Source organism: Arthrobacter sp. K4-10C, assembly GCF_059090085.1.
In genome coordinates this window covers 158,960-177,851 of the sequence record NZ_JBNHFI010000005.1, presented here as the reverse complement: position 1 = coordinate 177,851, position 18,892 = coordinate 158,960, and the positions used below count along the sequence as shown (strand labels likewise).

Below are 18,892 nucleotides of genomic sequence, written 5' to 3'. Positions count from 1 at the left end.
CTTCCCAATATATCGGCCTGCCATATTCGGCGCCCAAACGGCATCAGAGGTGGGCGCGGTGGTCTAGACCTGCCCGTACCATAGAAAGGGAAACAACGGCAGGGGAGTGAACCATGGCGGCCGGTGCAAACGGCATCAAGGGCGAGATCGACCGCACCAGCGGTACGTCCATCTACATCCAGCTCCGCGAAATCCTGCGGGCCTACATCGCCGAGTCGTGCCCTCCCGGAAGCGCGCTTCCTTCCGAGCGCGACCTTGCAGAGCGGTTCGGACTTGCCAGGATGACAGTCCGCCAGGCGATCGACGCGCTGGTTGGCGAGGAAGTCATTGAGCGCGTCGTGGGGCTTGGCACCTTTGTCCGCCGGCCCAAACTGGACCTGCAGGTGAAGCTGACGTCCTACAGCGAGGAGATGCAGCGCCGTGGCATGGTCCCTGCAGCCAAGGTGCTGAGTTTCGAACAGATCGGGGCGAGTGCGTTCCTGGCACGCGAGCTGCAGCTGGACGAGGGGACCCCGCTGGTCCGCTTCCGCCGGCTGCTCCTCGCGGACGGTGAGCCGATGAGCGTTGATGAGAACTTCATTCCTGCCCACCGGGTTCCCGGGCTGCTGGACGGCGAACCACCTACGTCGCTGTACAACGTCCTCAGCGAGCAGTTCGGGCTGGTGATGGAGTGGGGCGAGGACATGATCGAGGCAACCGCCGCGTCACCTTCCACGGCCCGGCTCCTCAACGTTGAGGTGGGTTCCCCCCTGCTGAAGATCCAGCGGCACGCGTTCGTGGCGAGGGCTATGGTGGACTACTCCGTGTCGTATTACCGGGCGGACCGGTACAAGCTCTGGGTGCCTCTGCAGCGGCCTGGTGCGCGGCGGGCACGCAACCACTAGGGCGGCAAGCTTTTCCCGGCTTTGCCGGCGGCCGTCCGCGTGTGGGCATTCGTTGGGTTGGAAGACAGAAGAGGCCCGGTCCTTCAGGACCGGGCCTCTTCTGTGACCTTGAGCCTAGTGCGAAAGGCTCTTGGCTGCCTCGGGAGCTTCAACCGCTGCATGGCCGTGGCCATGGGCTGCTTCAAGCTCGGCAGGCGTTGCGGGGGCAACGCGGTCCTCGAAGAACCACTTGGAGAGCAATGCGCGGCGCTTCTCCTTGCGGGTCACCACACCGTGCTCGTTTGGAATGGCCGGGATGACTTCCGGTGACTCGAAGCCCACCAGCTTGTAGCGCTTGTACTCATCAAGGGGCGCGTGGACCTCGATGAACTCACCGTGGGGGAGACGTACGATGCGGCCTGTCTCCCGGCCGTGCAGTGCAATCTCACGGTCCTTGCGCTGGAGAGCCAGGGCCACGCGCTTGGTGACGATGAAGGCGATAACAGGTCCGATGATGAACAGTGCGCGCAGCCAGTACGTGACGTCGTTCAGCGAGACAGCGAAGTGCGTTGCGATGAGGTCGGATCCTGCCGCTGCCCACATCACGCAGTACCAAACAAAGCCGGCCATGCCGATAGCGGTGCGGGTGGGGGCGTTGCGGGGACGGTCAAGCACGTGGTGCTCACGGTCGTCCTTGGTGATCCACCGTTCTATCCAGGGGTACATGAACATCACGGTGAACAGGATGCCCGCTGGTACGAGTGCCGGCAGGAGGACGTTGAAGCTGAAGACGTAGCCGAACCAGTCCTGCTCCACCTGCCAGTCGCCCAATGTACCCGGCATCAGGCGCAGGGCACCGTCGACAAATCCGATGTACCAGTCAGGCTGGGTACCGGCAGACACGGGGGAGGGGTCGTACGGACCGTAGTTCCAGATCGGGTTGATGGTGAAGAAGCCTGCCATGAGGGCCAGGACACCGAAGACGATGAAGAAGAAGCCACCGGCCTTCGCAGCGTAGACCGGACCGAGCGGGTAGCCGACAACGTTGTTGTCGTTGCGGCCCGGGCCGGGGTACTGGGTGTGCTTGTGGATGACCACCATGAACAGGTGCAGGACGATCATCAGCAGGATCAGGGCGGGCACCAGCAGGATGTGCAGCATGTACAGCCGGCCGATGATTGCCGTGCCCGGGAACTCGCCGCCAAAAAGGAAGAACGAGATGTAGGTGCCGATGACCGGGATCGACTTGATCACGCCGTCGATGATGCGCAGGCCGTTGCCGGACAGCAGGTCATCTGGAAGGGAGTAGCCCGTGAAGCCGGCTGCCATGGCCAGGATGAGGAGCACGCCACCCACAACCCAGTTCATTTCCCGGGGTTTGCGGAAGGCTCCGGTGAAGAAGACCCTCAACATGTGCACGGCGATGGAAGCTACGAACAGCAGGGCAGCCCAGTGGTGCACCTGACGCATGAAGAGGCCGCCGCGGATATCAAAGGAGATGTTCAGCGAAGAGCTGTAGGCCACGGACATCTCTACGCCCTTGAGGGGTACGTAGGAACCCTCGTAGTGCGTCTCCGCCATGGACGGATCGAAGAAGAACGTCAGGAAGGTGCCCGAGAGCAGCAGGATGACGAAGGAGTAAAGAGCCACTTCGCCGAACATGAAGGACCAGTGGTCCGGGAAGACCTTGCGGCCGAACTCCCGGAGGATTCCGGAGCCGCCCACACGTGAATCGACGAAGTCGGTAAACCGGCCGGTCTTTGTTTTGGCGACGAAAGCGGGCTCAGCTGTTGATGCTGCGCTCATGCATATCACGCTCCCAGTAACTTGGTCCTACGGGTTCTTTGAAGTCGCTGGTAGCGACCAGGTAGCCCTCGTCGTCAACTGCGATGGGCAGCTGGGGGAGAGGCCGGCTGGCGGGGCCGAAGATCACCTTGCACTCCTGCGTGAGGTCGAAGGTGGACTGGTGGCATGGGCACAGCAGGTGGTGCGTCTGCTGCTCATACAGAGCAACAGGGCAACCGACGTGGGTGCAAATCTTGGAGTAAGCAACGATGCCGTTGTAGCCCCAGTCCTCGCGTCCCTCGGAAGGGTTCAGCGAGGCAGGGTCCAGACGCATGAGCAAAACAACGGCCTTGGCCTTCTCATTGAGCTTGCCCTCGTGGAGTTCGTTCAGGCCTTCGGGAATAACGTGGAACGCCGAACCGATGGTGACGTCCGCGGCCTTGATGGGGGTGCCATCGGGGTCGCGGGCAAGGCGCTTGAGCTTGCCGTCCTGCGGTGCCCACATGGTGTGCGCCAACTTGTTGTCCGGACGCGGACCCAGGTCGCCGAAAATGGCAACGGCAGGAAGCGGAGCCAGTGCAACGGCACCCAGGAGCGTGTTGCGGATCAGCGGGCGGCGCTTGATGCCCGTCTCTTCGACGATGTCATCGACGATGCGGACAGCCGCCCGGCGGTCCTCTTCATAGCGGATTGCGTGGCGTTCCTCGGAGACCTCGTGATCGGGCATCAGGGCTTTGGCCCAGTGCACGATGCCGGTGCCGATGCCAAGCATCGCGAACGCGGTACCAAGGCCCAGCAGCATGTTCTGGAGCCGGATGGTGCCAATGGTGGACTCGTCACCACCCAGATCGATGGCGAAGTACGCCACCAGGAAGATCAGGGTTCCAACAACAGAGATGCCAAAAAGTAAGGCGACCTGCCGTTCTGCCCGCTTTGCGGCCTTCGGGTCCGTGTCAGCCAGGCGCAAACGGTGCGGGGGAAGTCCAGGATCCTGGAATTTCTCCACCTCATTCTGACCAGCCGTAGCTACGGTGCCCGAGTGGTTCGGACTGCCGTCACTATGGTTGCCCATAATTCGCCTCATCCTTCTCTCGTCCCGGCGGTTGCCGGGTTAGTTTCTAATATCAATCTGCTGACGGTGCAGCAGTGGTTCTTGGGCCTCGGCCAGACGTCAGGACGTACGGGAGGTGAGCCAGATGGTGAACGCGATGATGACACCCAGGCCGGCAACCCAGACAAACAGGCCTTCTGCAACCGGGCCCAGGGAACCGAGGTCGGCACCGCCGGGGGAGCCCGTGGTTTCGATCTGCTTCAGGAAGGTGATGATGTCGCGCTTGCCTTCAGCCGTGATGTTCGAGTCACTGAAGACCGGCATGTTCTGCGGGCCTGTGGACATTGCCTCGTAGATGTGCTTCCCCGAAACGTCGGCCAGTGCCGGAGCGAATTTACCGCGGGTCAGCGCACCGCCGGCGGCGGCAGCGTTGTGGCACATGGCGCAGTTGGTGCGGAAAAGCTCGCCGCCTTCAGCGGCGTTGCCGCCCTCGTCAAGCAGGTGTTCCTCAGGAACTGCCGGGCCGGCTCCCAGGGAAGCAACATATGCTGACAGCTGCCGCGTCTGTTCATCATTGAACTGGACAGGCTTCTTCAGTGCCTGGGGACCGTTCATCTGCATCGGCATCCGGCCCGTGCCCACCTGGAAGTCAACTGCAGCGGCACCAACGCCCACCAGTGACGGCCCGTCCTGGCTTCCGCTTGCACCCATGCCGTGGCACGTGGCGCAGTTGGCGTCAAAGAGCTTGCCGCCCTCTTCCACGTCGTTTGCGCTGTAGGTGGTGGTGGAAGCCTTGGCCTCATTGACGGTGGTGGCAACGGCGTACAGCCCACCCGTGAGGAGGAGCCCCATCAGGAGCAGCGCTATGGCTGCAAGTGGGTGACGCCGCTTTTGTGAGAGTGCCTTCACGTGGTGGTTCCTTTAGTCGTTCCTGCGCCGGCTCCGGGAGCCGCTACCTGAAATTCTGCCTCTTGTAGAAAAAGAATCAAAGCTGGCTACTTGAGTACGTAGATGACCAGGAAGAGGCCGATCCACACAACATCCACAAAGTGCCAGTAGTAAGAGGTGACGATTGCAGACGTTGCTTCGAAGTGCCCGAACTTCTTCGCGGCAAATGACCGGCCCATGATCAGCAGGAAGGCAACCAGCCCGCCGATGACGTGCAGGCCGTGGAAGCCGGTGGTCATATAGAAGGCAGAGCCGTACGCGTTGGAGGACAGCGATACGTGCTCGGAAACGAGCATGGCGTACTCGGTGGCCTGGCCGGCGACGAAGAACGCGCCCATGAGGAACGTCAGGGTGAACCATTCGTTCATTCCCCAGCGGGAGAACTGGAATACACCCCCGGTCCGGCGCGGCTGGAGCCGCTCAGCGGCGAAGACGCCCATCTGGCAAGTGAAGGAACTGGCCACGAGGACGATGGTGTTAGCGAGCGCAAAGGGGAAGTTGAGCTTGGCTGTCTCGTCCGCCCACATCTGCGCGCTGGTGGAGCGCAGGGTGAAGTACATGGCGAAGAGACCGGCGAAGAACATCAACTCGCTGGACAGCCACACGACGGTTCCAACGGAAACCATATTGGGGCGGTTCAGCGTGGGGTGCGCCGGGGTACTGGGGGCATGGGTCGCAGATGTCACATAGACATTATGTCTGTAAAAGTTCGTGCTGCCCAACGCAAACCGCCTTTTCGGGGGACTTTTTCTACAAAGACGCGAAATCGCTTCGAAAAGTTCCCGCGGCCGTTCACATTGGTCAGCCTGCGGCATCCCTCGATAGCATCAGGGGGTGACTTCACAGGCTTCTGCAGCGTCCGCCAACTCCTGGCCCCGGCTCATCTCGTCTTTGATCAGCGGCAGGGACCTCACGGCGGACAACACCTCCTGGGCGATGGACACCATCATGTCCGGGGAGGCCACGCCGGCGCAGATCGCCGGTTTCCTGGTGGCCCTCAGTGCCAAGGGCGAAACCGTTGAAGAGCTTTCGGGCCTGGTGAATGCCATGCTTGCCCACGCCAAGCCAGTCGCTATTTCGGGTGAGAAACTCGACATCGTCGGCACCGGTGGTGACCAACTCAACACCGTAAACATTTCCACGATGGCTGCCCTTGTTGCCGCCGGCGCCGGTGCCAAGGTGGTCAAGCACGGCAACCGGGCCGCGTCGTCGTCGTCGGGATCCGCTGACGTGCTGGAGGCACTTGGGGTGCGCCTCGACCTGTCTATTGAGCAGGTGGCGCGCAACGCCGAAGAGGCGGGAATCACATTCTGCTTCGCCCAGGTGTTCCATCCGTCGTTCCGCCATACCGCCGTACCGCGGCGGGAGCTCGCAATTCCGACGGCCTTCAATTTCCTCGGCCCGCTCACCAATCCGGCACAGGTGCAGGCCTCCGCCGTCGGGGTTGCCCATCCCAGGATGGCGCCGCTGGTCGCGGGAGTGCTCGCGAGGCGGGGGAGCCGGGGCCTGGTGTTCCGCGGCAATGACGGCCTGGATGAGCTCACCACCACCGGACCGTCCACAGTGTGGGAGATCCGCCACGGTACCGTGACCGAACTGACGTTTTCGCCCCAGGACCTCGGTATCAGCCTGGCCACGGTGGAACAGCTGCGCGGCGGAGACGCCCAGGCAAACGCCGCCGTTGTGCGGGAAGTCCTGGCAGGCAAGGAAGGTCCCGCCCGGGACGCGGTACTACTCAATGCGGCAGCGGGACTGGTGGCTTTCGACCGTACCGCCGAAGGTCCATTCCTGGACCGGATGCGCAAGGCCTACGGCCGCGCGGCGGATTCGGTGGACTCCGGCGCTGCGGCTGCCGTCCTCGACAAGTGGGTCTCCCTGACCAGGGAATAAGCCCTACTGCTCAAACCCGAGCGAGAACGCCGCATCCAGGTCGTGCTGGGAGTACGCGCGGAAGGCGATGTGCGTGGTGGTGTGGACCACCGCGGGAACCTTGGACAGCTTGTCGGCAATGACGTCGGCCAGGTCCTCGTGCCGGTGCACGCGTGCAACGGCGATCAGGTCCCATTCGCCCGTCACTGAGTAAACCTCGCTGATCCCGTCAATCGCGGAAATCTCTTCCGCCGTCTCGGGAATTCGGGCAGCGTCGGTCTTGATCAGAACGAATGCAGTGATCACGTTGAATCCCTCCGGAGCAGTTGTGCCGCGGCAGTGCCCGGCAAGCTTTTCAGTGCTGCCAGCCTATTACATCGACGATTCGCTCCCGCCTGCGTCGGGCCGCTCCGTCAACGGGTTACGCGCTCCGGCGGCGGCGCCGGATGGCCGCGAGGAGCGAACGGTAACCCACCAGTAGGAGGCCAAGGCTCAGCAGCGCCACAATTACGAAAGGGAGCACCACCGTCTGGCCGGTGGCAGCGCGCAGCAGCATGCCGCCCAGCAGGCTGCCCAGCCATGCTCCCAGGCCTGCCCTGCGTACCGACAATGGGTCCCGCCATGCCCGGGTGGCCAGCCATCCGGCTGCCGCCCCCGCCAGGAACGGCCACGCCGTGAGCAGTACGCCGGAGATGACGTCCCCGCGCTGATGGGCGTCACGCCCGACAGCCGCGAACACCAGGATCAGCGCTATATCCGTCACTGCGGCTGCTGCCGCCAGGCTGATCAACGGAGACTTGGCAGGCTTCACATTCCGGGAACTCATGAATCCGAGCCTAGCTTCCCGTTCCGGGACGCAGCGATCCGCATTAGGCTCAAGCCGGAAGGGAGCAACAATGCCACGTCATATCGGGACCTGCCTCTGGTTTGAGAACCAGGCGGAAGAGGCCGCGAGGTTCTACACAAGCGTCTTTGACGATTCGAAAATCATTAACGTGTCGCGGTTCGGCGAGGGTGGTCCCGGGGCTGCAGGTGAGGCAATCGCCGTCGACTTCGAGCTGGAAGGGCGGGCGTTTACCGCCTTGAACGGTGCGCGTGCGTCCAGCTTCACCGAAGCAGTGTCCTTTGTGGTGGACTGTGAGGACCAGGCTGCCGTGGACCGTTACTGGTCTGCCTTGACGGACGGGGGATCGGAAAGCATGTGCGGCTGGCTGAAGGACAGGTTCGGGGTGTCATGGCAGATTGTGCCCTCCGTCCTGCCATCATTGATTGCCGGACCGGACCCGGAAGGCTCCCAGCGGGCGATGGAGGCCATGCTGGGTATGCGAAGACTGGTTGTCGCGGAACTGCAGAAGGCGTACGACGGCTGAACCTACCGGGAAACCAGGGCGTTTCCGTAGCCGTAGTCACACTTGCCGTCATGGATGACCCCGTTGCCGGGCGCCACCGCGTACTGGTCCCCCGGGTTGAAGACCGCAGTGCGCACACCGGTGACCTTCACCGCGCAGTCGACGACGAAGGTCCTGCTTTCGCCTTCTCCGCCGATCCACATGTCAATCCACATGGAGGCTTCTCCGTGCTCTTCGAACCCCGAGTGACATGGTCCCAGTTCCGGGGCCGGGCCGTCGCCGCAAACGTCCTCGACGATGAAATACCGGCGGACGTCAGGCAGGTAGATGCGGGTTCCAGCGGGAACATCGAGAACGCTTGTGCCCGTCTCCCGGGAATGCCCGACGGCGATGGTTACCGGATTCTCATATGTCCCTGCACCGCCCGCTGCGTCGTGCAGTACGGGATTGCTGATGACGGCGGAGCCAGGGGGCGTGTTGTCATACCAGGAGTAGGCAGTGATGAAGGCATCAGGAACCACCGTCTCCCCGGATGCCGGGGACGGCGAGTCTCCGCAGCCAGCGCCCGTCAGGAGCACGACGCACAACAGCGATAACGGTGAGGCACTTCTTTGCATCCGCGGCCTCCAGCTTTCGTCGCTACCCGGCAGCATCAATTGAAGCCCGGGTGCCCCGCTTTCACTGCTCATGTGTTGAATGCGGTACCCAACAACTTCGCGAACATGCCCGGTCCCTGCTCCAGGCCGCTGCAGCTGTGGGATAGGCCCTGGTGGTCGGGGTCGCAGGCCAGGTCCCTGTTCAGGGACCACATCGATATCCTTCCGATGCCGCGTTCCCTTGCGAACGAGTTCAGCCCCTCGGCATCGTCAAGCGTGAAGACGTTTTCTTCCACGTCGTTGACTCCGATCATGGGCGTCAGTCCGATCTTGTTCCAGACAGCATCTGCCTCTTCGGGCCGGCCCGCTTCCTTATAGAGCCCAGTGAGCGTCCGATGGGTTGCCTGCGCGGCTCCCACTGAAGCGTCAAGCATACTTTGACCCGCAGGGAGGGGGCCGAAGTTCATTGTCATGATGTTCACTCCTGCCAGCTCCACGCCGGCATTGAGCATTGTGGCCACTGACACCGTGGCCGCCTGCGTCAGCCCGTCGCGGGACACGGGCAAGGTCAGCCATACATGCAGGGGCCTGCCTGGCGGCCGCTCCGCCTGGAGCCGGGCCATGGCGGTGGCACGCCTTGCGGCGGCTTCGGGGTCTGCGGCTCCCTCACCTTCAACATCCAGGTCCACTATCTCGATTCCGTACCTGTCGATGACCTTGGTGTAGGCCCTGGCCAGCGCCTCGGCGTCGGTGCAGGCAACGGCCAGCTCGGTGCCCTTTTGACCGCCGAAGGACACTGCCACCTGGTTGCCTGCCTTGCGGTACGTGTCCACCTGGGCGTCAAGGTCCAGTTTGTCCTTGGCCTGGTCCAGATCAAAGGACCCGCCCCAGGACGGTTCACAGGGTTGGGCAGGATCAGAGCTGACAAAGGAAAGCACTGTGGTGGACGTGCCGCCGGAGGGGGTGTCCTTGAGGTGAAGTGCCGGGAGGAGCGTGACATCCAGATAGCCGCCGAACCAACCCCGCGAGTCACCACTGTGGTTCATGCCGGTCTCCCCGCTGCCGCTGTTGTCGTGTGCAGATTCGCAGGCGGCTGCCACGGTAATAGCTGTGACGGCCACCAGGAGGAGGCGGGTGGCGCGCCCGGCATCGCGCCTCACGTTGTTCTTGGGGAGAGGGGGGCGGGCTGGCCCGGAAGGTCGGACAGCACAACGCTGTCAGTCCGCTCCGGCCTGTACCACCCGACCGCCGAGCCCCTCAGGGCGCGGAGCGCTGAACCGAACACCACGTAGGCCCGCAGCGGTTCGTAGATCAGCCTGTAGATGGGGACCATGAGCAGATGCAGGGGATTCTCCCGCACCATTACTACTGCCACGATCGAAATCAGCAGGTGCGTTGCTGCCACGAAGGCCGAGAAGATCGCGATAGCCTGCCATTCTCCGCGGCCCAGGCTGATGCAAGCGACCACCACCGTCAGCGGCATGAATAGCAGCGGTACAAGCACCGAAATCAGCGTATAGGGCATGGTGAGCAGACCCAATGCCCCGTACTTGGGGTTGAACAGCATCCCGCGGTGTTTGTACAGGGTCTGGAAGTTGCCGTAGGTCCAGCGGAGCCGCTGCTTGAACAGCCCGCGGACTGTCAGTGGCGCTTCGGTCCACGCCACAGCCTCGTTTTCCTGGACAATGCTGTAGCCAAGGCGCTGGAGGGACAGGGTCAGGTCGGCGTCCTCTGCCAGGGTGTCATGGGAGTAGCCCCCCGCTTTCAACAGTGCTTCCCGGCGCCAGGCCGCGCAGGCGCCGGGGACGATGGATATCGCGCCCATGAGGCCTTCCGCCATGCGGGTGACGCAGATGCCCGAGAGGTATTCCAGGCTTTGCCATGCTGTAACGAGGTTGCGCCTGTTCCCGACCTTGACGTGGCCGGCGACGGCACCTACTTCCTTGCCATTCCGCGGCGCCAGGAAGTGGCGGGCGAACATTCTTATCGTTTGGGGTTCGAAGAGTGTGTCGCCGTCGAGGGTGACCACGACTTCTCCACGTGCCTGCACGATTCCGTGGTTGCTGGCCGCAGCTTTTCCGCCGTTGGGCTGATCGAGCACACGGAGTACGGGCCACGACTCGGCATATTCCATGAGTACAGCAAGGGTGCCGTCGGTGGAACCGTCGTTGATTGCGATGACCTCCAAGCGGGGGTAGTCGCTGGCTTGAAGGGCAGTAAGGGTTTTGGCCACCACAAGTTCTTCGTTGAAGACCGGAAGGATCACGCTGACCAGTGGCCATTCCTTGTCGTAAATCTCGCTCCACTCGCGTTTCTTCTGGCGCCTGTTACTGATCAGCGCGAGGACCACGAAGAGGAACGTCAGGATGGTGAGGGATCCGATGCCGAACCAGAACAACCAGGTCAGCAGGACGTTGGGAGTGACCAGGTAGGTTGTCAGGGCGGCGAGCGTCACGTTGTCTTCAACGCTGGCAGGCACGCTGTGCTGGGGCACGTATTCGGGGGGTAGCAGTGGCTGGAGGGTAGTGAACGTGTAGCCCTGTGCCTTGGCCTTGGGAATGAATTTCTTAAGCATCTCAATCGTCCCGCTGCGGTCCCCGCCGCCGTCGTGCAGGAGGACGATGTGGCCTTCGCCGTCGAGCTCGGGAACCGGAATCGTGTCCGTGGGCAAGTATTCCCAGTCCCGGGTGTCGAGGTCCATGCTGACGTGGAGATAGCCCAACTGCTGGGACTGCAGGAGTGCCAGGGTGTTGTTCTCCGGGTCTCCGGTTGGAATACGGAACAATCTTGATTCGTAGTTGTCGGCAGCCCGCGTAACGCGGTCCGTCCCAATGATCTGTTGCCGGTTAAAGACATCGTCGTGGGCCCAGAAGTCAATATGGGACATGGTGTGGTTTCCCACCATGTGCCCTTCCCGGACCATGCGCCGGAAAACGTCCGGATACTTGACGATGTTGTCGCCCACGGTGAAGAAGGTTGCCGGCACACCCTCGCGGGACAGCAGGTCCAGGATTTCGGGGGTGAACGCGGGGTCCGGGCCGTCGTCGAAGGTCAGCATGAGGGTGCGCTCTTTTGTCTTGCCGTAGGCCTCCACCACGTAGGGGCTGGTGCCGATTACTTTCGATTCGTCCGGTGTGGCCTCCCGCCAGACGGTGTCACTGAACGGATCCGTCAGCAACACCTTCCCATCTTCGTGCTCCACCACGGCAATCCGGTGGAAGGTGGCTTCACCCAATTCAACGCCGATCCGGGGGATATGTTCCAGGTCCTGCAGTTCCAGGAGTTGCCGCGGGAATTCGGCCGCCTGGTTCTGGTGGGCGGAATGGACAGGGGCGGTCGCGGCCGGGAGGATCATCACAACGGACAGGACCATCAACAGCACCAGCGCGAGCAGGCAGCTTAGAATTCGGCGCCAGCGTTTTCCGCTGTCATCGAAGAAAACAGGTGCGGATGCGGCTGGAACATGTGGAGCTGCTTGTGTCATGGAAGCCTCGCGTGTGAGCTGAACCAAGGGCCGGGAGGCGCCAGGAACGTGGCGGCTAAGTCCTCGAGCTTCTGCAAGGAACCAACTGACTATCAATGCACAGGAGAAGTGATCATCAAGACCTGCCCACCTGGAGGGCTGGCAGCGGCGAAGGAGCCGGCTGCCTGCCAACGACACTACGGGCGGGCGCGCGGCGTTGGCATGCGTAAGTAGTACTCTAATTCGAGTACTTGGATACTTGGTTGGCTACATTCTGCGTACCAGCCAGGTGGCCTCCCAGCGCAGGTGGAACTCGCCGTCGTCGAAATGCTCAACCAGTACGTGCGTTACCGTGTACGCGATGGCGCAACCGGTGGTGGCCCGGACTTTGACCGGGGCCGGGCGCAGCATGACCACCGGCCGGCCCGGGGCATTCCGCAGGGCAGCCTCGACGGCGGTCGTCGAGGCCTCGGAAAGGGCAGGCCGGGGGAGTAGGGACAACAGTGCACCTGCGTCCGCATGGTCAGGGGAGAGGGGCATGGTAACGTCCTCGATTCGATGGAGTCTTGCACCAATGCCCAACTGCATAAGCTGGCGAAATTGTCGGCTGTCAACCACCATGCGCCCGGCCCACAGCGGCCGGAAATGGCGGTATGCAAGTGACGATAGAAGCCGGTGAGCTGGTTGGCATCCGTAAGTGGTACTTGAATCGTCCAGGCCGGCTACCTGTCTTTTGCCGCTGTGTGGGTACCGGGGAGCCGGTGTTCAAGTAATCTGCGGTTGACACCATTCAGCTCCGACGCCGCCATTTGGAGGTTCCGTGAACAAGCCACTGTGGATCTGTTGCCTCCTGGGTGCTGCTGTCGGCATAACCCTCGGGCTGGCAGTGTTCGACAGCCCGTTCGTGGGGTTTGCACTAGGGCTGGGCGTCGGGGCCGTCGTGGGTGCCGGGATCGGAACCAGGCGCTGACTCAGGGCAGGGGGAAAGCGGCGCCAGATGGATTACTTGACATAATGTAGATTATCGGCGTTTGAACTGCACGCTGGCAGGGGTGGTGGAGTTCGGGCACCACAGCCTCACGGCCTGTTGCGACTTGCAGATTTCTGCCCGTGACTGCCTTTGCAGATTCTGCCCGTGACGCGGGTACTTCGAAAGAAAACTCGCATGTGGATATGCCCTCAAGTAAACTCGCCGAACGCTCGGCGCCTGAGCCCGTCTCGAAACAGCCGTCATACCCTTTTCCCGATTTTTCGGTGAGAACGCATCAACTCGCTTTACTTGACATAACTCTGCTTCAGAGCCGGCTGCTCTGCACAACCGGAGGAAAGATGTTGACTCTCCCATCATTCTTACGCCATTCTCGGACCACCTGATTCCTGTTCATAACTGCAGGAGAAACGACGACGATGATCATCCTGCACGTGGCGATGTCAGTGGACGGCTTCATCGCTGGCCCCGAGCACGACATGTCCTGGACCGGCGGCTCTGAATACAGCACCGCGAGTGACCTCGCCGCCAAAGTCGCCCGAGCTACCGGCGCCGTCCTGGCCGGGCGTGGCTGGTATGACCTCGCAAGCACTGATGAAGGCGGCGCCGTGGCAGGTATCTACGGAGGCGACTGGTCCGGTTCGGTGGTCGTGGTCACCCACCGCCCACACGAGATCGTCCCCGAGCTGGGACTTGAAACGGTCACCGACCTCGAAACGGGACTAACTCGTGCCAAGGAACTCGCAGGGACCAAGGACGTCGGGGTCTTCGGAGGCAACCTAGCGAGGCAAATCCTCGAGCGCGGCTGGTTAGACGAAATCATCGTCCAAGTCGTCCCCGTCGTCCTCGGCGGCGGCGTACCGCTCTTCGGCGCGCCTCCTGGGCCACGAGTGACCCTGCATCGCACTCATGCAGGTACGAGCGGACAAGTGACAGACATGCGGTTTCGAGTTCTGAGGCCGTGACTTGGCACCGGTTGCCTAACCCGCGCGGAGTATGAGGAAGGACCGGTGCTAATGCCCCGTCCCCATAACCCCAGCGTCCCGAATCCCCAAGGATTCGAGACAAATGCATGTCGCGGATTGTGAACAGGAGTACAGACCAAACGGGCCACTTGCGCATAGGAGTACCGGTCCGTTACTGATCACAACCCGCCTGCACCAACCCCAGTATTGAGAGGGATCCTGTGAAGTCAGCATTTGAAAACGACAGCAACGGATGGCGAGTCCCGCCGCCGGCGACGTGGGAAACTCGGCCTCGATTGTGGCAGGCGGTCTTCGGCGCGCCGGCTTGAAAGGTAAGCATGCTTGCTATTAAGATTGGTGTCAGCTTCTCCGCCTGTCCCCCATCAGGCGGAGTGGTTGCCAGGGAGGCCCCGCCACTACTCGTGCTGCGGGGCTTTTCGCTGCCTGCGCTGGCCCGGCAGTTGTCAGTTAGTCCGGAACGGCAGAGGGACTAGCTGAATGTTGTTGGTGATGCCTGCCGCTGCCAGGTGGACGTCGTTGTCCCTGGTAGGGCGGCACCAAGGACATCCGGCAGGCCGGGTGAGAGAGTGTCGCTGAATGTGCGCCGAAAGTGAGAGAGCGTCGCTGCAATGTGCGCCGAAGCCGCCCCCGCCTCCGCACTGGAATGGCTGCGTAAGGGCAATTCCGCAGGTCAGCCGCCTCTGCCATTGTCTTAATGTGGGGCCTCGTTAAGAATGGGTCAATGACGGTCTATGTGCGATCACTCGAAACTGCGGTCCCGAAAACCATGCTGGTCCAGTCAGAAGCGCGTGACGTTTTCGCTGCCCAACCGGGCCTGACGAGACTTGGATCAAGGCTGGTGAGCACCTGCTTTGACTCGGCCGCCATCGACACCCGGTTCACCGCCGTCGAGGAACTCACCAACGACTTCCGTTCCGACGACCCGCAATTCTACGACCCTGCCTCAGGGCTCCTCCTGAACCCCAGCACCAAGGTCCGAAATGAGATCTTCGCCAGGGAGGCCACCAAGTTGTTCGTGGAAGCCGCCAGCGCAGCGTTGGGCGCCACTCCTGAAATGGACGCATCTGACATCACCCACTTGGTGACGGTCTCCTGCACGGGCTTCTTCAACCCGGGACCGGACTACAAGATTGTGCGTGAGCTTGACCTGAATCCGGCGGTCCAGCGCTATCACCTTGGCTTCATGGGCTGCTATGCGGCCTTTCCCGCGCTGCGCGCAGCCAAACTCTTCTGCGAGGCCGACCCGGACGCCGTCGTCCTGGTGGTTTGCGCTGAACTGTGCTCCCTGCACGTCCGGACGTCGAACGACCCCGATACCATCATGGGCTCGGCGCTGTTTGCGGACGGCGCCGCTGCCGCCATCGTCACCGCCCGGCCGGGTGTTGAGGACAGGGCCCTCCTGCGGCTGGACCACTTTGAAACGGTACTCACTCCGGTGGGCGAGGACTCGATGGCCTGGAACATCGGCGACAACGGCTTCGAAATGGTACTTGGGAACTACGTACCGCACATCATCGACGACCACATCGTGGGGGCCCTGCAACCTCTCCTGGGCCGGGAGCCGGAACTGGCGGCACTCCCTTACACCTCCATCCAGCATTGGGGCATCCATCCGGGTGGCCGGAGCATCCTGGACAAGGTCCAATCCCGGCTGGGGCTGACGGACCAGCAGCTTATTCCGGCCCGCGAAGTCCTGCGGAACTACGGCAACATGAGCAGCGCCACGGTGCTCTTTGTCCTCAAGCACATCCTCGAGCAGGACACGGCGCCTGGGGACGCCCCGGGCAGCAGCGCAGGCAGCGGGCGCATCTGCTCCATGGCATTCGGGCCCGGACTCACCGTGGAGACGGGCCTGTTCACAAAACTGCGCCAGGCACCCACGGCCGCCACGGCCCACCAATCAGCTCAACTGGCAGCTCTCCGGCAGCCTGTGCCGGCCGAAGCTCCGGTGGCCTGACGGGGTGGATTTCCTGATGCGGGAGCGGGACGCCACCGCCGTGGAGCTGATGGACCTGCCAGACTGCGACCCCCGGCGCCTGGACAACACTTACCGCCAGTTCGGGGTAGTGAACAGGACCCTCAGCGGCTGGCGGCGGCTTTACCGGCGGGAACTGCGTCCTTTGCTTGCGGCGAAACCGATCCGGCTCGTGGACATCGGCTCGGGCGGTGGCGACGTAGCTGTCATGCTTGCGCGGTGGGCACTGCGCGACGGACTGGCCCTCAACATCACGGGAATCGATCCGGACTCCCGCGCAGCTTCCTTCGCGCACAAGCGGCCGCCCATTCGGGGTGTCGAGTTTCGGCAGGCGCACAGCGGCGACCTCGTGACCGAGGGCAGGTCCTACGACGTTGTGATATCGAACCACGTCCTCCACCACTTGTCGGCGGCGGAGCTTCAGCAGCTGCTGGCGCATTCCGAAATTCTGGCCGGGAAGAAGGTGCTGCACAACGACCTCCGCCGCAGCCCCGCAGCCTTCACCTTGTTCGGGGTGGCCGCCCTCCCATTTGCTGGCTCCTACATACGGGTGGACGGCCTGACCTCGATCCGGCGCAGCTACACGCCTTCCGAACTTTCGGCGCTTGCTCCCCCGGGCTGGTCCGTGGAACACAGCGCAGCCTTCCACCAGGTCCTCACATACCGGCAGGACTGATCATGGCGGTGGATGTGGTGATCGTGGGCGGCGGTCCTGTGGGACTGTACCTCGCGGCCGCGCTGCTCCAGCAGGGAATCACCGTCCGGGTGCTTGAGCGGAGGCAGGCCCGGGACCTCCACTCGCGTGCCATCGGCGTCCATCCGCCCGCGCTCATGGCGCTTAATGGCGTCGGGGTGGCGCAGGACATGGTGAAGGAGGGCATTCCGATCCGGACGGGAATGGCGGTCAGCCGCGGGAAAACGGTGGGCATTATGCCCTTCGACGGCGTCTCGGAGTCCTTCCCGTTCGTGCTTGCCCTCCCCCAGTTCAGAACCGAACAACTTCTTGAAGATCGACTCCGGGAGTTGGACGGGGAAGCAATGGTGAGGGGCGTGGAAGCCGCAAGGGTGGTGGACGACGGCGGCCGCCTTACCGTCGAGGTCGAGCCGGCGGCAGGTGCCCCGGCAAGTCCCGGGGAATTCCATGCCTCCATGGTGGTTGCTGCAGATGGCGCCCGGTCCCGTTTGCGGAACGTCCTGGGCGTTCCGGTGAGCAGGAAGACGTATCCGGACCACTACGTGATGGGCGACTTTGCAGACCCTGGCCACCACGGGGAGATGGCCGTCCTGTTCCTGGAGCGCGACGGGATTGTCGAGTCGTTCCCGCTGCCGGGCGGAATCCGGCGCTGGGTGGTCCGTCTCAGCGAGCCGTCAGGAAGTGCGGGGGCCGAAGCCTTGGCCGAACTCGTGATGAGTCGCACCGGAATCCTGCCCGCTGCAAGCACGAACACCATGCTCAGTGCCTTCAGCGTCCGCTCCACACTGGCGCGCCGCACTGTGCTGGGACGGACGGTGCTGCTCGGGGACGCAGCCCATGAAATCAGTCCCATTGGCGGCCAAGGCATGAACCTAGGCTGGCTGGACGCCCAGGCGCTGGTGCCCCTGCTTCGTGACGCCGTGGCCGGCCGGATGGATGCCAGCAGGTTCAAAAGGTTTGAAGCGGACCGGCTGCGCGCCGCGGCACTCGCCAGGCGCCAGTCGGAAATCAACATGCTGCTCGGCCGGCCGCTGCCGCCGGCCCTTCTGCGACTGCGGAATGCAGCCATTGGGGCCGCTGCTTCAGCCCCCGCGGTGAACGCATGGGTGGCGCGCCGGTTCACCATGCAATAGGAAACGGCTGCCCGGCAGCGCCTTTTCCACGGCTTCAGCGGAAGTAGCAGTCGTAGCTGTCCTGGCTGACGATCAGGCCGTCACTGACTTCGAAAACCGACGACGTTCTTGCCCGGATGGTTTCACCCGCATCCCAGTACCGGAGATCCATCAGCACCGTGGCGGACCAGTCCGCTTCCACGGCTACCCGGCCGTCCTCGCATGTGGTGCGGCGCATTGCGAACTTCTGGTCCGACACCACCTTGGAACTCTGGTCCGCGCCGGCCAAAACATCCGCCAAAGTCCGTGTTGACCCCTCCGGAGCCAACAGGTGCGGAGCTTCCACCAGGACGAACGAATCGGCGAGGAACGGTTTGATTCCGGCCGCTCCCCCACCGGATTCCAGCACCCGGAGGAAACCAAGAACACAGTCAAGTGGCGACGCGTCGGGCGAAGGGGAAGCAGGCATGCGATAGACATTAGCCCAGCCCCGGCCCCTGGTGCCCAGTAGGCTTTCGTCATGACCGCAAGTGCGCCTGGAACCGCCCTGACAGAAGAACAAATTCGCGAATCCGTGGAACGTATCCTCTCTGCAGGGTCTTTGCCACCGATCGTCCAGGCCGGCCATCCGGCGCTCCGGCAGCGGGCGGCGGCTTACAACGGGCAGCTGCCGGCGGACCAGCTGGCCCGGCTGATCGAGCTCATGCGCCAGGTAATGCACGAAGCGCCCGGAGTGGGACTTGCGGCACCGCAGCTGGGCATACCCCTTCAAATTGCGGTTCTTGAAGACCAGTACGACGTCGACCCGGAGGCTGCCGCCCTGCGCCGCCGCAGCCCGCTTCAGTTTCTTGCCGTCCTCAACCCCAAATACACTCCGCAGGGAACCGGGACTGCCGCCTTCTACGAGGGCTGCCTGTCCCTCAATGGGCTGCAGGCCGTGGTGGCCCGCCCGGAACGGGTGCTTCTTGAGTATGAAACGCCCGACGGCGCGGCGGTGCGCCAGGAGTTTTCCGGCTGGCAGGCCCGAATCGTGCAGCACGAAACGGACCACCTCAACGGCATCCTGTACATCGACCGGGCACAGCTCCGGTCGCTCAGCAGCAACAGCGAATACGCCGCCCATTGGGCTGCTCCCGGAATCAGCAGGGCGCAGGAAGGCCTCGGCTTCGACGACGGACCGGCGGGCATCAGCGCCAGCTAGGGTTCCCGGTCG

The 18,892-nt window shown here is 63.0% G+C and carries 20 protein-coding genes; 9 read left to right on the top strand and 11 right to left on the bottom strand.

The annotated features are described in order from the left end of the window. The first annotated feature begins 113 nt into the window (after nt 1-113). Nucleotides 114-884, top strand: coding sequence for a GntR family transcriptional regulator (locus AC5RUU_RS08570; RefSeq protein WP_493974776.1), 771 nt, complete (start codon nt 114-116; stop codon nt 882-884). Nucleotides 885-998: 114 nt separating this feature from the next. On the opposite strand, the gene qcrB is transcribed toward AC5RUU_RS08570, so the two are convergent. The 4 genes from qcrB to ctaE form a co-directional block, all read right to left on the bottom strand. Then, the gene (qcrB, locus tag AC5RUU_RS08565; RefSeq protein WP_493974775.1) at nt 999-2,669 is read right to left on the bottom strand and encodes a cytochrome bc1 complex cytochrome b subunit; all 1,671 of its coding nucleotides are present in this window, start codon (nt 2,667-2,669) and stop codon (nt 999-1,001) included. Next, on the bottom strand, nt 2,647-3,720 hold the full coding sequence (gene qcrA / locus AC5RUU_RS08560; protein WP_493974774.1) for a cytochrome bc1 complex Rieske iron-sulfur subunit: 1,074 nt from the start codon (nt 3,718-3,720) through the stop codon (nt 2,647-2,649). Before qcrA ends, qcrB begins: the two co-directional genes overlap by 23 nt. Before the next feature lie 99 nt (nt 3,721-3,819). Then, complete coding sequence (gene qcrC, locus AC5RUU_RS08555) at nt 3,820-4,608, bottom strand: cytochrome bc1 complex diheme cytochrome c subunit (protein WP_493974773.1); 789 nt, start codon at nt 4,606-4,608, stop codon at nt 3,820-3,822. A gap of 86 nt (nt 4,609-4,694) precedes the next feature. After that, nucleotides 4,695-5,333, bottom strand: coding sequence for an aa3-type cytochrome oxidase subunit III (ctaE, locus tag AC5RUU_RS08550; RefSeq protein WP_188729654.1), 639 nt, complete (start codon nt 5,331-5,333; stop codon nt 4,695-4,697). 148 nt (nt 5,334-5,481) lie between these two features. On the opposite strand from ctaE, the gene trpD reads away from it, so the two are divergent. Further along, nucleotides 5,482-6,537, top strand: a complete 1,056-nt coding sequence (trpD, locus tag AC5RUU_RS08545) for an anthranilate phosphoribosyltransferase (RefSeq protein WP_493974772.1) — start codon at nt 5,482-5,484, stop codon at nt 6,535-6,537. 3 nt (nt 6,538-6,540) lie between these two features. Here trpD and AC5RUU_RS08540 read toward each other — a convergent pair whose 3' ends face one another. Beyond that, a complete protein-coding gene (locus tag AC5RUU_RS08540; protein WP_493974771.1) occupies nt 6,541-6,822 on the bottom strand; it encodes an Lrp/AsnC family transcriptional regulator in 282 nt (93 codons plus the stop codon). A gap of 115 nt (nt 6,823-6,937) precedes the next feature. Next, the gene (locus AC5RUU_RS08535) at nt 6,938-7,342 is read right to left on the bottom strand and encodes a DUF3054 domain-containing protein (protein WP_493974770.1); all 405 of its coding nucleotides are present in this window, start codon (nt 7,340-7,342) and stop codon (nt 6,938-6,940) included. A 70-nt stretch (nt 7,343-7,412) separates the two neighbouring features. On the opposite strand from AC5RUU_RS08535, the gene AC5RUU_RS08530 reads away from it, so the two are divergent. Continuing rightward, nucleotides 7,413-7,886 carry a VOC family protein gene (locus tag AC5RUU_RS08530; protein ID WP_493974769.1) on the top strand — a complete coding sequence of 158 codons (474 nt, stop codon included), beginning with the start codon at nt 7,413-7,415 and terminating at the stop codon, nt 7,884-7,886. A gap of 2 nt (nt 7,887-7,888) precedes the next feature. Here the strand turns inward: AC5RUU_RS08530 and AC5RUU_RS08525 are convergent, their stop codons facing one another. From AC5RUU_RS08525 to AC5RUU_RS08510, 4 genes are all read right to left on the bottom strand, one after another. Further along, the gene (locus AC5RUU_RS08525; RefSeq protein WP_493974768.1) at nt 7,889-8,482 is read right to left on the bottom strand and encodes a hypothetical protein; all 594 of its coding nucleotides are present in this window, start codon (nt 8,480-8,482) and stop codon (nt 7,889-7,891) included. Between the two features lie 68 nt (nt 8,483-8,550). Further along, nucleotides 8,551-9,621: a chitinase gene (locus tag AC5RUU_RS08520; protein ID WP_493974767.1), complete on the bottom strand. Its 1,071-nt coding sequence runs from the start codon at nt 9,619-9,621 to the stop codon at nt 8,551-8,553. Next, nucleotides 9,618-11,945, bottom strand: coding sequence for a bifunctional polysaccharide deacetylase/glycosyltransferase family 2 protein (locus AC5RUU_RS08515; RefSeq protein ID WP_493974766.1), 2,328 nt, complete (start codon nt 11,943-11,945; stop codon nt 9,618-9,620). Before AC5RUU_RS08515 ends, AC5RUU_RS08520 begins: the two co-directional genes overlap by 4 nt. A gap of 246 nt (nt 11,946-12,191) precedes the next feature. Continuing rightward, nucleotides 12,192-12,464 carry a hypothetical protein gene (locus AC5RUU_RS08510; protein ID WP_493974765.1) on the bottom strand — a complete coding sequence of 91 codons (273 nt, stop codon included), beginning with the start codon at nt 12,462-12,464 and terminating at the stop codon, nt 12,192-12,194. 280 nt (nt 12,465-12,744) lie between these two features. On the opposite strand from AC5RUU_RS08510, the gene AC5RUU_RS08505 reads away from it, so the two are divergent. The 5 genes from AC5RUU_RS08505 to AC5RUU_RS08485 all read left to right on the top strand — a co-directional run bounded on the left by AC5RUU_RS08505 (nt 12,745) and on the right by AC5RUU_RS08485 (nt 17,700). Beyond that, complete coding sequence (locus AC5RUU_RS08505; protein ID WP_493974764.1) at nt 12,745-12,894, top strand: hypothetical protein; 150 nt, start codon at nt 12,745-12,747, stop codon at nt 12,892-12,894. A gap of 437 nt (nt 12,895-13,331) precedes the next feature. After that, on the top strand, nt 13,332-13,877 hold the full coding sequence (locus AC5RUU_RS08500; RefSeq protein WP_493974763.1) for a dihydrofolate reductase family protein: 546 nt from the start codon (nt 13,332-13,334) through the stop codon (nt 13,875-13,877). A 742-nt stretch (nt 13,878-14,619) separates the two neighbouring features. Next, complete coding sequence (locus AC5RUU_RS08495; protein ID WP_493974762.1) at nt 14,620-15,855, top strand: type III polyketide synthase; 1,236 nt, start codon at nt 14,620-14,622, stop codon at nt 15,853-15,855. 16 nt (nt 15,856-15,871) lie between these two features. Further along, nucleotides 15,872-16,549 (top strand): class I SAM-dependent methyltransferase, encoded by a 678-nt coding sequence (locus tag AC5RUU_RS08490; RefSeq protein WP_493974914.1) that lies wholly within the window; start codon nt 15,872-15,874, stop codon nt 16,547-16,549. A 2-nt stretch (nt 16,550-16,551) separates the two neighbouring features. Next, entirely contained in the window at nt 16,552-17,700 is a 1,149-nt protein-coding gene (locus AC5RUU_RS08485; protein ID WP_493974761.1) for an FAD-dependent oxidoreductase, read from the top strand. 34 nt (nt 17,701-17,734) lie between these two features. Here AC5RUU_RS08485 and AC5RUU_RS08480 read toward each other — a convergent pair whose 3' ends face one another. Next, nucleotides 17,735-18,148, bottom strand: coding sequence for a nuclear transport factor 2 family protein (locus AC5RUU_RS08480; RefSeq protein ID WP_493974760.1), 414 nt, complete (start codon nt 18,146-18,148; stop codon nt 17,735-17,737). A 51-nt stretch (nt 18,149-18,199) separates the two neighbouring features. On the opposite strand from AC5RUU_RS08480, the gene AC5RUU_RS08475 reads away from it, so the two are divergent. Continuing rightward, nucleotides 18,200-18,880, top strand: a complete 681-nt coding sequence (locus AC5RUU_RS08475; protein WP_493974759.1) for a peptide deformylase — start codon at nt 18,200-18,202, stop codon at nt 18,878-18,880. Nucleotides 18,881-18,892: the final 12 nt, after the last annotated feature.

Excerpts from the sequence above, each read along its gene's own strand:
- AC5RUU_RS08570 (WP_493974776.1), top strand. The coding sequence starts at position 114 with ATGGCGGCCGGTGCAAACGGCATCAAGGGCGAGATCGACCGCACCAGC.
- qcrB (WP_493974775.1), bottom strand. The coding sequence starts at position 2,669 with ATGAGCGCAGCATCAACAGCTGAGCCCGCTTTCGTCGCCAAAACAAAG.
- qcrA (WP_493974774.1), bottom strand. The coding sequence starts at position 3,720 with ATGGGCAACCATAGTGACGGCAGTCCGAACCACTCGGGCACCGTAGCT.
- AC5RUU_RS08535 (WP_493974770.1), bottom strand. The coding sequence starts at position 7,342 with ATGAGTTCCCGGAATGTGAAGCCTGCCAAGTCTCCGTTGATCAGCCTG.
- AC5RUU_RS08530 (WP_493974769.1), top strand. The coding sequence starts at position 7,413 with ATGCCACGTCATATCGGGACCTGCCTCTGGTTTGAGAACCAGGCGGAA.
- AC5RUU_RS08525 (WP_493974768.1), bottom strand. The coding sequence starts at position 8,482 with ATGCAAAGAAGTGCCTCACCGTTATCGCTGTTGTGCGTCGTGCTCCTG.
- AC5RUU_RS08515 (WP_493974766.1), bottom strand. The coding sequence starts at position 11,945 with ATGACACAAGCAGCTCCACATGTTCCAGCCGCATCCGCACCTGTTTTC.
- AC5RUU_RS08510 (WP_493974765.1), bottom strand. The coding sequence starts at position 12,464 with ATGCCCCTCTCCCCTGACCATGCGGACGCAGGTGCACTGTTGTCCCTA.
- AC5RUU_RS08500 (WP_493974763.1), top strand. The coding sequence starts at position 13,332 with ATGATCATCCTGCACGTGGCGATGTCAGTGGACGGCTTCATCGCTGGC.
- AC5RUU_RS08495 (WP_493974762.1), top strand. The coding sequence starts at position 14,620 with ATGACGGTCTATGTGCGATCACTCGAAACTGCGGTCCCGAAAACCATG.
- AC5RUU_RS08490 (WP_493974914.1), top strand. The coding sequence starts at position 15,872 with ATGCGGGAGCGGGACGCCACCGCCGTGGAGCTGATGGACCTGCCAGAC.
- AC5RUU_RS08485 (WP_493974761.1), top strand. The coding sequence starts at position 16,552 with ATGGCGGTGGATGTGGTGATCGTGGGCGGCGGTCCTGTGGGACTGTAC.
- AC5RUU_RS08480 (WP_493974760.1), bottom strand. The coding sequence starts at position 18,148 with ATGCCTGCTTCCCCTTCGCCCGACGCGTCGCCACTTGACTGTGTTCTT.
- AC5RUU_RS08475 (WP_493974759.1), top strand. The coding sequence starts at position 18,200 with ATGACCGCAAGTGCGCCTGGAACCGCCCTGACAGAAGAACAAATTCGC.